Raw genomic sequence first — 15,430 nt, forward strand, 5'->3', positions numbered from 1 at the left:
GATTTCAATTCTTGTTTTCGTAGTATTTACCTTTTTAACTCATTTATGAAACATCCTACAAATAGTCCAGATGACATGTCGAATAAATGATTAGTTTTTTCTTATATGTGATTTACGTCACCATGGACACTAGAAGATTCATATATGATGAAAGCATAGTTAAGAACTTTAGAGGAGGAATACGAAATGACTGTTCCATTTACAACTGATAGTTTAGTGAGAGATATCGTTAATGAAGCACCAAAAACGAGTGATATATTTAAAAAATATAGAATTGATTTTTGCTGTGGAGGCAATACCCCATTATCAACGGCTGTTAATGGCAAACGTGTTGAATTAAATGAATTGATGGAAGAATTAACGACTGTTTATGAAAGTTCAGAGCAAAGCGATGATATGGCTATCTGGACGAACAGTTCTTCCGAAGATATTATTCAACATATTATTGAACGATACCATCGTCCATTAGATGAAGAGCTGCATTCATTGAGTCCCTATGTAACAAAAGTTGCCAGAGTACACGGGGAGAATCATTCGGAACTATTGAATGTCTTCCAATTATTTAATGAACTTAAAAAAGAATTATTAGAGCATACCGAAAAAGAAGAAGCTACAAGCCTTCCGCTGCTTCTGTCATTAGAGGATCCGCAAACGGAGAATAGAGAAGAGATCATTGCAACCATTCGTGAGCTTGAAAAAGAACATGATCATGCGGGAGATATTTTAAAGCAACTTCGTGAAATCACGAACGATTTTACCCCACCAGCAGATGCTTGCGGCACCTATCGTCTTGTTTATAAGCGATTAGAAATGTTAGAAGGGGATACATTTATGCACGTCCATTTGGAAAATAATATATTATTCCCTCGTTATATTTAAATTTAAGCAAAAGTAAATAAGTGCTTGTGATTGTCCAAGGTAAGTTCCCGGTTGAAGTAAAGTGTTACTTGATTGGGGGCTTACCTTTTTTATCATAGCGAATGTTTTGTTAAGAGTGGTAATCAGGCTATTCCTTATTGGGCATATTATCCGTGTCTCTATCATTAATTTATCTGCAAAGGGAGAAGGTAAAATGGAATTTTTTCATGGTCAAGAAACACTTACGGCCATCCAATGGGGTTTAAGGGCAGTAGTGGGCTATTTTTTTATGCTAATTATGGCAAAATTAATGGGACAGCGATCTATTTCGCAGCTAAATTTGCTCGATTTTACGATTGCCGTTGTCATTGGCAACATTGTCGCGCATCCTTTGTCAGACGAAGGTTTAGGCTTAAAAGGATCGATGATTACGATGGGGGTACTCGTTATTTTGTATGTATCAAGTGTTTTCATCGTATTAAAATCAAAATCTTTAAGGAAATTCGTTTTGCCTAATCCACTCCCGCTAGTTAAAAATGGGCAATTTATTTATAAAAATTTATCGAAAGCAAGAATTTCAGTGGATTACATATTGTCAGAGGCTAGAAAAGAAAAGATTGATGATCTAAAAAAACTTTCGTTAGCCTTATGGGAACCGGATGGAACCATTTCGTTTTTTGTCAGCCCTAATTATCAAGCGGTTACCCGAGGTGATTTAAATATGGTGACAGAACCGTTTGATTTTCCAAAAATTGTTGTAAGAGAGGGGGATATAGAAAAGTCCATCCTGCAGCAAGTAGGAAAAGAGGAAAGCTGGCTTCGATCTACCTTAAAAACGTATCATAATGTGGTACTGGAAGACGTATTATTAGCCACAATCGATAAGAGCGATCAGTTAAAAATCTTCTTATATAGATGAAGAAGATTGAACCTTCAATTAAATAGGGGTCCCTCTAAGAAATCGGGGGACAGATATATTTTTTTCTGCTGTCCCTGCTGATAACAGGACAAAATACTTTTCATCACACCCTCAACATACTCTGTATAGAACATCCTCCTATTCAATCCCGTTCCTTACATCGATCCTTATTTTCTGTAAGATAGAGAAGAAGTCATGAGCAGATATCTCGAAGGGCCTTAAGTTTTGATTTGCTACATGAAAATTATATATGATATAAGTGATCGCATACTAGCTTGATAATGGACGAGGGCCATTTAAATGAATTTTTTTGAGGAGGTTTTTTTAATGGAAAGTAAATTCAGAGAAATTATTAATCCTAGTAAGATTCATGATCCGATTGGGTTTTCCCATGTTGTTATTCCTAAAGGGAAAAAGATTGCTTTTCTATCAGGTCAATTAGCATGGGATAAAGACTTCCAAGTTGTCGGGGTCAACGATCTTGCTAAACAGACAAATATGGTCTACCAAAATATTCAACATACGCTGAACGAAATCGGGGCTACCTGGGATCATGTTGTCAAAACCACTATATTTACAACCCGTCCCCATGATTATGGAATCATTGGAGCGGTGACAGCAGAGTTTTTTGGTGATGTTCCTCCTCCAGCGCAAACCTTGATTGGAGTAACAGGCCTGGCTTCACCTGAGTTTTTAATAGAAATTGAAGCAACCGTGGTTATGGATGAATAATGAACAAAAGGAGCATCTGTTTTATGATTAAACAGATGCTCCAAAAAAAATCCGAACTTATCCTTCTATAAGGATGATGGAAGGGAAGGGACAAGTGTTGGACCATTCTAAATGCTAAAAATACGAGATTTCCACTTAATGACCCTTCTTAGTTACTTTACTTTTGCTACACCTAAAGCGAAGTGTTTAAACAAAATGTTCTCAACCACTTCTCCTTGAGACTCCTCACAATCGACAATAACAATAATTTCAGAATGGCAACCTTTTAACCGCCTACGTTTCTTTTTTCCAACTTTTTCAGTCAAAAGGCGAATGACAAGTCCAATGATAAATCCTACAGCTGCACCGATTAACCCCCAATAGATTGGCCCTAATGCCAGCTTAAATCCAATACTCGCTAAACGGGAATATAAATTAATAACCATCTAGTATCCAAAATGTCTTTGGCTTTTTCAATTTCTCCTTGAAATGAATAAATCATGGCTAAATTAACATTTGATTGTAAGTTAATGACGACTTCCCAAATAAACAATACAAAGCCTCGTATATATTTGGATAGGGGGAGGTGTCCAAAACCAGGGAAAGCAGCACTCCACCAAGCAATAATATAGGGATTTCGAAGATGAATTTGGGTGGTCCCAAGGGTGCTAACGTGAGCTCGATACCTTCTTGCTGTATTGTCATTACTATAATTGTTCATTATGTTTCACCTGATAGAAAATCCGTTTTTCGTATCTTTCCTTAATAACCATCTTTTATACTTATTCGGGGCGTCACTGTGACGAGGTCAGGTCATCTAAAGTTACGCCATTTTGCTCTAATAAGTTAGCGAGAATAACGGAGTTTTCTTGATCGGCCTCCCACTGAACGACATCATCATACTCAAACAGGGAGAGATGATCAGGGAATTGTTCTTTCATAAATTGAACGAAGGCCTCTGCACTCCCATTTCTCCCTCGACGAAACTCCATCATGATGGCTCGAAACCTATGTGGAGGCAAGTCGCTTTGAATATGGTATGACTGAGAAAAGCCCATCTGTTCACTACTGTATAAATTATAAATGTAAGGCAATGATTGAACCCTCTTTCCTTTATTGTTCTTCTTATAATTACCATAATGTTATGACGTAAACATGGAATTTATTAAAATCAAAAAACGGTGAAGAGGGGTGTCTTTGAAAGCTCTGAATGTGAGTACAGGCTAAATAAGCCAGTGTGACCAGCATCTATGGCCTTAAGCTTTCCTCAGTGGGGTTGAAGAACTCCTACTGATGGAAGTCTGGCTTTATTGGCTATCATAAACACCCTAAAGGATAGAGGATGGGCGGAGAAAGCTAATGAACCTCATGTCATTTGAGCAGAGGAGAATTTATTGTTTTAAGAGATTTCATTTTGTTTTCCAAAACAGCTAAACGAATTAGTTTTAACTTGATCTCCTTGCTAAGTAAAATCCATTCAGATTTATAAATTCTCATTTTAATCGTCCCCCAATCGATTATTGATTCAAAAATATGCATGTATACACTATTTTCCAAGGTAACTTAATTTAATCTTCTGTAGTTTGTCTTCCCCGTTTATTTTAATTATTAACATAGATTTCATTTCCATTTTATTTAATTTTTCTACATATTTTCCCAAGAGTAATGGAGAAAAAGCTGGAGGATTTAGCTTTCGTTGTCAGAAAATGAATGAATGTTGCATAGAGTTTTTTAGAAAAGGGATTTGATTTATAAAAGACGATATCCAAATTAATTCATTTATTCTTCTAATAAGACAGATCAACCTCATCTTCGTATCAGGTTTTTATATTCCGCAGAAAGGGTATTTACGTAAAAGATTGATTGCCATTCTAACTACTCCACCTTCGTTTCTAAAAAAAGTGAAGATGAAGACCTTGCGAAAACCGAGTTTCCATCCGTTATTTAGCAGGTAGTGGAGAGGATAGATTTGGAAAGATATTAAAAGGATGTGAATAATTATGTTGTCTACAAATCAGCTTGATACATTAAAAAAGAGACTGAAGGAAGATAAACAGGCAATTAAAGGCCAATTAAATCTGAACAGTAAATACAATGATAACGATGAAAGCCTAAGAGAAACAGTCGATGAATTATCGGCATATGACAATCATCCTGCTGACCTTGGAACAGAATTATTTGATCGGGAACGAGAAATTACATTAGATGAACACCAGGATAAAGAGCTTACAAAAATAAATCAGGCATTGGATGCCATTGAAAAGGGAACCTATGGAAAGTGTCAGGTTTGTGAAGAAGAAATTCCTTTTGAACGGCTAGAGGTTCTACCTTCAACTTTGCATTGTGTAAATCACGCTCCACAAACATCAGATGCAGATCTTGGTCCAATTGAGGAAGGTCCTTTAATGGGAACGCAGTCTAATTCCTTTAGGCAGGATTCTCAACATGGGGTTATCGACCCTCATGATAGTTTTGAGGAAGTCGCCAGGTTTGGTACCTCTGAAACTCCATCAGATCTCGTTGGGGATTATGGCAGCTATAATGAACTCTATAATGTAGGCAAAAACGAAGAATCTTATACGGAGGATTATGAAAGTTATTCTGCTACAGACATCACTGGACAGGAAAAGGTCGTTCTGCCGTCCAGAAAAATGGAAGAATACGAGGAATTGCTAGATAACGAAGGGATTGAATCGAAACTTGGAGATATCCCATATAAAAGGAGAGACAGCTATTTAGAAGATAAAGTAGAGGATAAGAATACAAATACTGAATAATTTGGTTAGGGTTCGGATTTTTGTTGCAAAACGGAATTTTTATTAAACATGTAAAATTCATATCAAAAAGCACTGCTATCTGCGGTGCTTTTTGTTTTTAAAAGCTTTTTTTTACGATAAAAAGGATTTTCAAACGGGGAAGAAATATATTCAACCACTAGCAAAATTTTAATATAAAAAACGTTTTGTTGGTTTATTTACAAGAATAATAGGGTATATCAAGACTACAATTCGATTATTTCTATATTTAGAAAAGGAGGATATGAATGGGCTTACATGAATATTGTGGAAGGACGGAATACTCAATTATTCGATTTACCTTTAAGGTTACAGCTGATATTAAAGAAAAAATGATGCAGAATAAGCTGCTCCATAAAGATGATATTGTCCAATACTTACACCGACAAATGGATCGCTATTTCAAAAAGTTTAATATGAAACCGGCTTTGTTGCAAACATACAAAAATGAGGTTTTAAACAGTGTGATGTTTAAACTGAAAGTATCAAGGATTTAAAGAGGAAACGGATGAAAAAGAATGAATGTTTAAATCCGGTAGTAGCTGCAGCAAACATGGAACTAAATGAAAAAAGCCGCCAACAGTTACGATCGCTCTTACAGGTTAATAGTCTAACAAAAGGATATCAATCATTTCTATACGGTTAAATAACACCCGCACACTTATGACTTCAGTCGTGAGTTCGGGTGTTATTTTTCTGAAAAATAAGTTTTATCTATATACGAACACATGTACTATATATTAAAGTATACCTAACGAATAAAGGAGGGATCCTTGTATAGAATCCCGTAACTTTAGTAGCTTGTACTTCATAGGTTCCTAATTGTTAGAAGAGCTTCAAACTAGTTATTTTTCGATTTCTTTTACTCTACCTACGATTCCGTTTTCTAACATGACCTTAATTCCATGATGATGATTAGGCGATTTGGTTAATATTTTTGCTACTGTTCCTTCTGTTAATTTTCCTGTTCGCTGGTCTTGTTTTTGGACGACCTTTACTTTCATACCTAGTTTAATATTCTCTCTAATCGTTCCTGACATTGTATGCGCATCCCTTCAAACTCATTTTGTTTTCTTTGGTAACTGCTTAACATATTCACGATTCTAGCGAATTCCTCTCATGTTTGCAAAGATGAGGAAAAATATTGAGGCTAATTGGGAATAGGTTATAAAGAAGAATAAGAGAGAGTATTGCTAAATAATTAATCATGCTTATTAAAAGGGATTTCATGTTGTTTTTCTGTCCCAATCTTTTCAGTTAAAGGACGGTTTTTCGATGCAGATTTTGCTAGCGAGAAGTCGTCTTTATATAGATTTGGTATTTTGGATAAACTAACAGAACAAATTGAATAGGAGTGATCATCCATGTTGTTAACGGGGAATATTATTTCGGGAGAGTTTGATGAACATATGAACGAATTTTCCTTACAAAAGTAAAATCTTTCACCGCACAATCAACGATAAGTGACAGTCAGTTCAAGAGTCTTTATGATTATTTAATAAAACATCGGGATGACATAGATGGTCAAGTTAACACTTTATATGATCAATTGCTCGTACGGTTGAGTCAAGAGGAAGTTAGCCTCTTACTAAATGACCTTGAAAAAATTCAATTCATGTATTGCCAATAAAGGCAATAAAAATAAGATTTCATATAAAACAACAAATGGATAGAGGAAGTTAGACGCTAAAGGGGAACTTTATAAATTGCAAGAATAAGTTAAGTAGTAAGCACCATTAAGTGCTTACTTTACTAAACTCGTTTAGATATATGAATCTATGCTGTAACTCTTGATTCCAATTTAGAAAACCGATAACAAATTGCTCATCTTCTGTAATTGTCGCATATCTAAAATGTTCATCCTTGTTAATAAGGAATACTGTTTCTTTTCTTGCCTCCATCTTTGCAAAGACGTCTTCTGTGTAATCAAGTGGCAGAACATCATCCAATCCTTCTGTTGGTTGTCCAATCCATTGAAATAGGAAGTCTTTGATTAGATATTGCTCATACATGGATAATTTTTTCTTGAATTTTAGTTTATTTACGGTTACTGTTTTCACTTATTCCACTCCTCAAATTGTGAATATAGTTTATCCTTTAAAATAACGGACTGCAACCGTATTGTTGTTACATAATATTTACATTTTGATTTCATGCAAAAAATTGATAATTTTTTGCCTCTACCTTTCTAAAGATTGGTATATTTTCGAGTTAATAAAGGGATTCGTTGTTCTGCTTACAATGAAAATTGTGGATTACCCGTTTTCTTGAATTCTAATTCTCCGCTCTCAGCCATCATCAAGTTGTTCTTATAGGCAGCCACCGCCAATTCATATCGCACTTTTTTACTTGCTTCCGTGAAGTCCGCTTCCTTCACAAGACCTGTTAATGAATACCGGTGACCCTTAAAGTCCACATTCAGTTCGGTGATTTGGTTGAATTTGAAGCTTTCTACGGGAACGCCTTTCCCATCCTTTAACAGGTATTCCCCATATTTCTCGTTACATGTTTGTGCCACTTCCTCCATTACCTTAAAGGCATCGTCCGGATTTTGCCTATAGTTGAGAACGAGGCTTTCGTTTACCCGGCGCATTCCCCGGTTTCCGTTCTGAAATTCCGTGATGCTACTATAGGAAATCGTATAAAGGTAGCCGTCATATTGACGAATCTTTAGGTGGCGCATGCTGATTTCTTCTATTTTTCCTTGACGGTTTCCATTGATTATGACTTCATCCCCGTGATGGATTTGGCGCTCAAACAAGTAGGTCAGGCCCATAATATAATCCCTAATGATGTGCTGGAAGATTAATGCTAAGGCACCTGCTAACACAACAGAACCAGTAATAAACTTTTCTAGTTCGAAAAAATGGCTAAGCATATAGATCAAAAAGGATGCAAGTCCCAATACCTTTGTCACCTGGTTGGTGAAATGCATCAATGTCTCTTCCCGATTTTCATCCAAGAAGCTCGTTTTATCAAAGAAAATCTTGATGGACTTACGGATCAAATAAACCGTAAGTAAAATCAGTAGTGCTACGGTTAAAATTTTTAAAGGCAACTCCTGAAACATTTCCGAGAAAAACATCTACTATCAACTCCCACTTTTTTCAGATACAATCGGAACGATAAATAAGGAAAAAATCTTCCTTTTACCAACAATCTTAAGGTTCTCTTAAAACAAGAGGCTCTCTCCGTGTTTCTTGAGGTATGCAATTATATTTCAAATCATGTGTTTTTCGCTGCTGAATGAATATTAAAAGATATAAAGAGAAAGGTCAATGAGGAAATTTAGTCACAGCTTCTTGTTGAAAGGCGCCATACTCATACGATTTTTGAATAGGTAATGACTCTAGAAATACAAAACATGCTACTTTATCAGGCTTAACGGGCAGTAAGACCTCCACCTCAAATTTCTATAATTAAAGAAGACAGGTGAGGGATCTAACGGCCCGTAAAGCTCGATTTGTGAAATAAGATTTATCTTTGGGCTTTAGCCCTTAGATAAATCAATCTGGCTCTGCGTGACTAACCATCAGTTGGAGATGAAAGAAAACGCCCACAGTTGGAAGCTTCACTTTATATATATGTCTTGACTGTTTTGGCTTACTTCTATGTTAAAAGGATTTCCCAATTATAAAATGAAATCCGTAGTTTTATCTTTAAAATAAAGCAAGCATCAAACATCACTTCATTTGGAAAGTTTTCACTTAAATGAACGACAAGCTAGTTCAATGATAGATGGTATAATAGAAGAAATGGATTTTTAAAAATAGTAGACATAGAGAAATTGAAACAAAGATAGATCAAAAGGTTAAGATGAGATAATGGAAAAATAAAATGATTTGGCGATAAAAAAATAGATCGATTCACTAAAATAATAAGCGATGAAAAGGAAGTGGAGAAAAGGCATGAAGTTTTTTCATACGGCTGATTGGCATTTAGGTAAATTGGTTCAAGGGATTTATATGACAGAAGATCAACGCTATATTCTTCAGGAATTTATAAAAGCGGTCGAAGAAGAAAAGCCTGATGCTGTTATTATTGCGGGCGATTTATATGATCGCGGAGTCCCGCCAACAGAAGCGGTCAATTTACTAGATGAAGTGCTAGAAACGATCATTCTCAAACTGAAGACACCGGTTTTAGCGATAGCAGGGAACCATGACAGTCCGAGTCGTCTAGATTTTGGCAGCAAGATCATGAAAGCGAATGGGTATCATATCATTGGAAATCTATCAAAAAATCAAAAGCCAGTCGTATTGGAAGATGAGTTTGGAGAAGTTCACTTTCATTTAATCCCGTTTGCTGATCCAAGTGTAGTTCGTCATATATTGGAAGATGAGGAAATTCGAACACATAATGATGCGATGAGAAAAGTGATTGAAAAGATAGAATCTGAAATGGATCCGAATGCTCGACATGTCTTTGTTGGACATGCTTTTGTCACTCCTTATGGAGAAGAACAGGAAAATACAAGTGATTCTGAACGTCCCATCGCGATTGGTGGTTCGGAATATGTGGAAGCCAATGTTTTTAATAAATTCCATTATACGGCACTTGGACACTTGCACCAAGCTCATTTCGTACTAAATGAAACGATCCGGTATGCAGGCTCGCCACTTAAATACTCCATTTCAGAGGAAAAACATAAAAAAGGCTATTATGTCGTGAATTTAGATAAACATGGAACGGCAACGATTGAAAAGAAATTGTTAACTCCTATTCGTGACATGAGAAGAGTGGAGGCAACGATGGATGACCTTTTAAAACATCCGATTAATGAAGATTATGTCTTCGTTCGACTGTTAGATGAAACACCGATTTTGTCTCCGATGGAAAAGGTCCGTACCGTATATCCAAATGCGATGCATGTTGAGAGAAATATCGTGTTACCAACTGAAAACAAAGAAGTCTCCGGAGAAAAAGTAGCTCGGCAAAAAATGGATGATCTATCATTGTTCAGAGCCTTCTATCAAGAAGTCAAAAATACTCCTGTAACCGAAGAAACGGAAATGATCTTTAAAGAAGTGCTTCAGGAATTATTGGTTGATGAACATGAGGAATTAAAAAAGTCAGTTAAAGAAGTAGCAGCAACAAAACAATAGGGCAAAGAAAGGAATGAAAGTATGAGACCGATAAAATTGACGATGACCGCTTTTGGACCATATAAAGATGTTGAAGTCATTGATTTTAGAGAGCTAGAAGATAATACGTTATTTGTGATTTCTGGAAATACTGGTGCCGGAAAAACAACCATTTTTGATGCCATTTGCTTTGCCCTATATGGAACGGCTAGTGGGGAAGACCGCAGTGAGACGAAGGGTTTACGAAGTGACTTTGCGGATGATGATAGACATACTTCAGTCGAGTTAGTGTTTGAACTTCGTAAACACCATTATCGTATTAAGAGGCAGCTTTCTCATGTAAAAAAGGGAAATAAAACGGCAACTGGGGAGCAATATGAGTTTTATGAAATCAAGGATGATTACGAAGTTCCATGTGTAGACAGACAGATTGTGTCAGAAATTAATAAAAAAGTAGAAGAGTTAGTGGGATTAACGAAAGATCAGTTTATTCAGATCGTGATGCTTCCACAAGGGGAGTTCCGCAAACTATTAACCTCACAGACGGAAAATAAAGAAGAGATTCTGCGTAAAATCTTTAAAACGGAGCGCTATACGCTAATTAGTCAGCAATTAAAACAAAAGAAACAACATGCTGAGGACGCCTGTAAAGCAGAAAAAAATGCGCGGGATCGTTATATTGCTGATATTGAAGCAACTCTTCCAACGCGAGAGGATTCTAAGTTATTTAAGACTCTGCTTCAAGAAAACTATAATCCTTATCAAGTTTTAACTGGACTAGAAGAAGAGGCACTTTTTTACGAAAAAGCGATTGAGGATCATAAGAAAAAAGAAGAATCGGCTGGGACAGCTTATAATCAGAAACTTGAAGAATTTCACAAGGCTGAAAGTGTCAATGCAGAATTTAAAAAGCTAGAGGAAAAAGAGAATCTATTAACTGTACTTGCAAACGAGAAAGCATTTTTTAAAGAGAAAGAAATAAAGCTTGAAAATGCGGAACGGGCAAGTAAAATTGAATCATTTGAAATACAGGTGAATGATTGGCGGAAGGATGTCAAAGAGAAGGAAGCGAAGGTAGAAAACGCTAAAACGGCGTATGGTCAATCAGTAACACAACTACAAAATGCAGAAGCCCATTATCAAAAGGAAGAGAGTCGTGGCGTTGAACGGGAAAAGGTTGGGAAACAGCTCGACAAATACCACGAGCTTTTACCACTAGTTCAAGAGTTGGATCAGAAAGAAACCGAACTAAAAAACGAAAGTGTTCAATTGAAAAAACGAGCAAAAGAACTTGAAGGAATTCAAAAAAATAAACAAATACAGAAAGATGCGCTTTTGAAGCTTAACCTAGATATTAAAGAGATTGATAAAAAAGTGGACGAATTGCCATCTAAACAACAGAAACTAATAGAGTTACGGGATCAAGTAAAGGTTTTACAAGATTACTTGAAAACGAATGAAATGCTCGTTCAAATGGAGCAGGATGCCAAAGAGAAAAAAGCGGAATATCTAAAAGTGAAGGAACAGTATGAGGCATTGGAGTCTGCATGGATAAATAGCCAGGCGACTATTCTTGCTGCACACTTGCATGATGGAAAACCGTGTCCGGTTTGTGGGAGCGAGGAACATCCGAATAAAGCTCAAAGTCATGAAACGGTTCCAACGAAAGAAGACCTGGAAACCGCAAAACGTACTTTTAACGAAAAAGAAGATGACTACCGGAAAGTGGCTGCAAAATATGAAACGAATAAAGAACAGCTGGAAATGAAATTAGCAGAAGTGGTTGAACTAGGTGTATCCCAGGAGGAAGCTCCCAATGCCTACCAGCTAATTGTTTCACAAGGGAAACGTTTAAAGAGTGAAGTAGATTCGTTAAATATAGAAAAAGAAAAACTTGCCGAGTTGAAAGGGGATCTTGAAAACAAACAATCCGAACTTGAGCAAGTTGAAAAGCAATATGAGGAAAAAATGAATGACTATCAAAAGCGGAATACAGCTTTTGAAGCAAATAAGGCTGTTTATCTAGCCCAGATTGACCGGATCCCAGAGGAATTAAGAAAGTTAACGATAATCCAAGAAGAGATAAGAGCATTACAAGCGACTAAAGATGCATTGGAAAGGGCTTGGAAAGCAGCTCAAGAACAGTTACAGACTGCCAAAAATGAAGAAACAAAGACAAAAGCAAACTTGGAAAATGCGAAGTCACAGCTTAGTGAAAATAGGACGAAAAAGGACAAAGCTGAGCTACAATTTGTAGATGCTTTGCTACAAGCTCAATTTTCAGATGAGGACAGTTACCGCCAAGCAAAAATGACGGAAGACCTCCAGAGTCAATTAAAGGCGGAAATTGAAGGTTATCATCAACAGGTTGCAACGTTAACCCAACAGATTAAAGAGCTTATAGAAAGTTTGCAGGATAAAAATAAGGTAGATTTGGAAGCATTACAAGCTGAACTTGTTGGTTTGAAAAATGATTATGAAAAAGCTCAAGAAGGATTGAGACAATGCCAACAATGTTTACAGACAATAGCAACATTATTAGAGAAAATAAACGATGCCAATGATCGTGTTACCCAATTGGAAAATCGTCTAAATGTAGTAACCGATTTACATGATGTGATTCGAGGTCAGAACCAGTGTAAAATTTCCTTTGAACGGTATTTACAAATTGAATTTCTCGAGCAAATTATCGTAGCAGCTAATGAAAGACTGAAACGATTATCAAACGGTCAATTTTTACTGCAACGTAGTGAACGTCAAGAGACGAGAGGGAAACAAAGCGGCCTTGGCCTAGATGTGTATGATTCCTACACAGGGCAAACACGTGACGTAAAAACATTATCTGGCGGAGAGAAGTTCAATGCTTCTTTATCCCTTGCGCTAGGAATGGCAGATGTCATTCAAAGTTTCCAAGGGGGAGTATCCATTGAAACGATGTTTATTGATGAAGGATTTGGTTCCTTAGATGAGGAGTCCTTAGCAAAGGCGATCGATACGTTAATCGATTTACAAAAATCTGGGCGGATGATTGGGATTATTTCCCATGTTCAAGAATTAAAGAACGCCATTCCTGCTATTTTAGAAGTGAACAAGATGAAGGAAGGATTTAGTAAATCAAAATTTTTTATTAAATAACGTTATGCCTTCATTTTTACAAAAAAACGAAGTGTAATATAACTTCGTTTTTTTGTTTGCCTTAATTAGTAAGGGTCCGCTTCGTCACAGTGACGCCCCGAATGAATAACTTTATAGAAAAAATTAATGGAATGTTTTTTTTGACATTATTTTTCACTAAACATTCATAAACCAATGCTTGTAATCAGTATATAAGTATAATAATATATAAGCGAATGATTATATAAGCGAGATACGATGTCTAATACTTAGTTGAATCTAGGAGGTGTTTTGGTGCAATTATCGACAATTGAATTGGAAAATGCGGCAACAATCTTAAAATTATTAGGTGAAAAAACAAGATTAACCATGATAAAAATGTTGGACACCAATGATTATTGTGTTTGTGATTTTGTTGGACTCTTTAAAATGAGTCAACCTTCTATTAGTCAACATCTTCGAAAGTTGAAAGATGCTGGATTAGTCCAAGAAACAAAAAAAGGACAATGGGTCATCTATTCATTGAATAGGGATAACGACTACTATCCTTTAGTCCATAGCTTGTTGCAATATATTCCTAACCAAGACTTTAAAGTAAAAGAACTAGAAGAACAGGGATTACGCATCTCGTGTGATTAATGGAGGTTAGTACAGTGACAACCGCAATACTCGCATCAGTTATATTTTTAGCAACACTTATTTTAGTAATCTGGCAGCCGAGGGGATTGAACATTGGTTGGTCCGCAATTGGCGGAGCGGTTCTTGCCCTTATCGTAGGAGTTGTCGGATTTAGTGATGTCATAGAGGTAATCGACATTACGTGGAACGCAACCTTATCGTTTGTTGCGATTATTCTTATTTCCTTAATATTAGATGAGATAGGATTATTCGAGTGGGCTGCCCTCCATATGGCTCGGGCTGCTAAAGGCAATGGGATTAAAATGTTTGTTTATGTAAGTATTTTAGGAGCCATTGTGGCAGCTCTATTTGCCAATGATGGGGCAGCTCTTATTTTGACACCAATTGTACTTGCAATGGTTCGGAACTTAAATTTTAAAGACAAAATGATCTTTCCTTTTATTATGGCAAGTGGATTTATTGCAGATACTACTTCATTACCATTCATAGTAAGTAATTTAGTTAACATTGTATCTGCTGATTTCTTTGGGATTGGATTTGTAGAATATGCTTCGAGAATGATCATCCCAAACCTATTTTCATTGATAGCAACCATTACCGTATTGTTACTATATTTCAATAAGAATATCCCGAAAACATACGATTTATCTAAATTAAAGAAGCCATCAGAAGCCATCAGGGATCTGAAAATGTTTCGTCTTTCATGGTTTGTTCTTGGAATCCTCTTAATCGGTTATTTTACTAGTGAATTCATGAACCTTCCTGTATCAATTGTTGCAGGAACGGTGGCGATCTTCTTTTTAATCATGGCCAAAAAAAGTCATGCTGTTAACACAAAAACAGTGATTAAAGGGGCACCATGGAATATTGTATTTTTCTCAATCGGAATGTATGTAGTGGTATACGGATTAGGAAATGCATGGTTGACACATTCGTTAGCTAGTGTCATCCAAGCAGCTGCCGAACAAGGGTTATTCATTGCAACCATATCAATGGGTTTTATTGCAGCATTTTTATCATCCTTGATGAACAATATGCCTACTGTAATGATAGATGCTTTAGCGATTGCAGAAACGAGTACATCCGGCACGATCCGAGAAGCGCTCATATATGCCAATGTCATTGGATCTGACTTGGGTCCAAAAATTACCCCAATCGGTTCATTGGCTACGTTAGTGTGGCTCCATGTTTTATCTCAAAAAGGGGTTAAAATCTCATGGGGAACCTATTTCAAAACAGGGATTGTTTTAACCATCCCAATTCTATTTATTACATTGCTAGGTCTATACCTAACCTTATTACTATACTAA

At 36.4% G+C, this 15,430-nt stretch carries 16 protein-coding genes and 1 pseudogene; 10 read left to right on the forward strand and 7 right to left on the reverse strand.

Annotated features, from left to right (window positions below; genetic code table 11):
• The first annotated feature begins 186 nt into the window (after window positions 1-186).
• The 3 genes from ric (at window position 187) to R4Z10_RS07025 (ending at window position 2,509) form a co-directional block, all read left to right on the forward strand.
• Entirely contained in the window at window positions 187-879 is a 693-nt protein-coding gene (gene ric / locus R4Z10_RS07015; RefSeq protein WP_338472485.1) for an iron-sulfur cluster repair di-iron protein, read from the forward strand.
• A gap of 193 nt (window positions 880-1,072) precedes the next feature.
• Window positions 1,073-1,777: a YetF domain-containing protein gene (locus tag R4Z10_RS07020; RefSeq protein ID WP_338472486.1), complete on the forward strand. Its 705-nt coding sequence runs from the start codon at window positions 1,073-1,075 to the stop codon at window positions 1,775-1,777.
• Between the two features lie 327 nt (window positions 1,778-2,104).
• Entirely contained in the window at window positions 2,105-2,509 is a 405-nt protein-coding gene (locus R4Z10_RS07025; protein ID WP_338472487.1) for a RidA family protein, read from the forward strand.
• Window positions 2,510-2,661: 152 nt separating this feature from the next.
• On the opposite strand, the gene R4Z10_RS07030 is transcribed toward R4Z10_RS07025, so the two are convergent.
• From R4Z10_RS07030 to R4Z10_RS07040, 3 genes and pseudogenes are all read right to left on the reverse strand, one after another.
• Window positions 2,662-2,934 carry a hypothetical protein gene (locus tag R4Z10_RS07030; protein WP_338472488.1) on the reverse strand — a complete coding sequence of 91 codons (273 nt, stop codon included), beginning with the start codon at window positions 2,932-2,934 and terminating at the stop codon, window positions 2,662-2,664.
• Window positions 2,910-3,209 (reverse strand): annotated as a pseudogene (locus R4Z10_RS07035) (hypothetical protein); the annotation flags it as partial. The pseudogene R4Z10_RS07035 and the gene R4Z10_RS07030, both read right to left, overlap by 25 nt.
• Window positions 3,210-3,282: 73 nt before the next feature.
• Complete coding sequence (locus tag R4Z10_RS07040) at window positions 3,283-3,582, reverse strand: hypothetical protein (protein ID WP_338472489.1); 300 nt, start codon at window positions 3,580-3,582, stop codon at window positions 3,283-3,285.
• A 906-nt stretch (window positions 3,583-4,488) separates the two neighbouring features.
• On the opposite strand from R4Z10_RS07040, the gene R4Z10_RS07045 reads away from it, so the two are divergent.
• From R4Z10_RS07045 to R4Z10_RS07055, 3 genes are all read left to right on the forward strand, one after another.
• Complete coding sequence (locus R4Z10_RS07045; protein ID WP_338472490.1) at window positions 4,489-5,265, forward strand: TraR/DksA C4-type zinc finger protein; 777 nt, start codon at window positions 4,489-4,491, stop codon at window positions 5,263-5,265.
• Window positions 5,266-5,531: 266 nt separating this feature from the next.
• Window positions 5,532-5,780: a hypothetical protein gene (locus tag R4Z10_RS07050; protein WP_338472491.1), complete on the forward strand. Its 249-nt coding sequence runs from the start codon at window positions 5,532-5,534 to the stop codon at window positions 5,778-5,780.
• Window positions 5,781-5,791: 11 nt separating this feature from the next.
• A complete protein-coding gene (locus tag R4Z10_RS07055; protein ID WP_338472492.1) occupies window positions 5,792-5,929 on the forward strand; it encodes a hypothetical protein in 138 nt (45 codons plus the stop codon).
• Between the two features lie 199 nt (window positions 5,930-6,128).
• On the opposite strand, the gene R4Z10_RS07060 is transcribed toward R4Z10_RS07055, so the two are convergent.
• The 4 genes from R4Z10_RS07060 to R4Z10_RS07075 form a co-directional block, all read right to left on the reverse strand.
• Window positions 6,129-6,323 carry a YwbE family protein gene (locus R4Z10_RS07060; RefSeq protein ID WP_338472493.1) on the reverse strand — a complete coding sequence of 65 codons (195 nt, stop codon included), beginning with the start codon at window positions 6,321-6,323 and terminating at the stop codon, window positions 6,129-6,131.
• A 161-nt stretch (window positions 6,324-6,484) separates the two neighbouring features.
• The gene (locus tag R4Z10_RS07065; protein ID WP_338472494.1) at window positions 6,485-6,649 is read right to left on the reverse strand and encodes a hypothetical protein; all 165 of its coding nucleotides are present in this window, start codon (window positions 6,647-6,649) and stop codon (window positions 6,485-6,487) included.
• 370 nt (window positions 6,650-7,019) lie between these two features.
• Window positions 7,020-7,343, reverse strand: coding sequence for a hypothetical protein (locus R4Z10_RS07070; RefSeq protein ID WP_338472495.1), 324 nt, complete (start codon window positions 7,341-7,343; stop codon window positions 7,020-7,022).
• Window positions 7,344-7,519: 176 nt separating this feature from the next.
• Window positions 7,520-8,368 carry a mechanosensitive ion channel domain-containing protein gene (locus tag R4Z10_RS07075; protein ID WP_338472496.1) on the reverse strand — a complete coding sequence of 283 codons (849 nt, stop codon included), beginning with the start codon at window positions 8,366-8,368 and terminating at the stop codon, window positions 7,520-7,522.
• A gap of 823 nt (window positions 8,369-9,191) precedes the next feature.
• On the opposite strand from R4Z10_RS07075, the gene R4Z10_RS07080 reads away from it, so the two are divergent.
• The 4 genes from R4Z10_RS07080 to R4Z10_RS07095 all read left to right on the forward strand — a co-directional run bounded on the left by R4Z10_RS07080 (window position 9,192) and on the right by R4Z10_RS07095 (window position 15,430).
• Window positions 9,192-10,388 carry an exonuclease SbcCD subunit D gene (locus tag R4Z10_RS07080; RefSeq protein WP_338472497.1) on the forward strand — a complete coding sequence of 399 codons (1,197 nt, stop codon included), beginning with the start codon at window positions 9,192-9,194 and terminating at the stop codon, window positions 10,386-10,388.
• A 21-nt stretch (window positions 10,389-10,409) separates the two neighbouring features.
• Window positions 10,410-13,502: an SMC family ATPase gene (locus tag R4Z10_RS07085; RefSeq protein ID WP_338472498.1), complete on the forward strand. Its 3,093-nt coding sequence runs from the start codon at window positions 10,410-10,412 to the stop codon at window positions 13,500-13,502.
• Between the two features lie 273 nt (window positions 13,503-13,775).
• Window positions 13,776-14,120 (forward strand): metalloregulator ArsR/SmtB family transcription factor, encoded by a 345-nt coding sequence (locus R4Z10_RS07090; RefSeq protein WP_338472499.1) that lies wholly within the window; start codon window positions 13,776-13,778, stop codon window positions 14,118-14,120.
• Between the two features lie 14 nt (window positions 14,121-14,134).
• Window positions 14,135-15,430 (forward strand): arsenic transporter, encoded by a 1,296-nt coding sequence (locus R4Z10_RS07095; RefSeq protein ID WP_338472500.1) that lies wholly within the window; start codon window positions 14,135-14,137, stop codon window positions 15,428-15,430.

Source organism: Niallia sp. XMNu-256 (genome assembly GCF_036670015.1).
Taxonomy (GTDB): domain Bacteria; phylum Bacillota; class Bacilli; order Bacillales; family Cytobacillaceae; genus Bacillus_BD.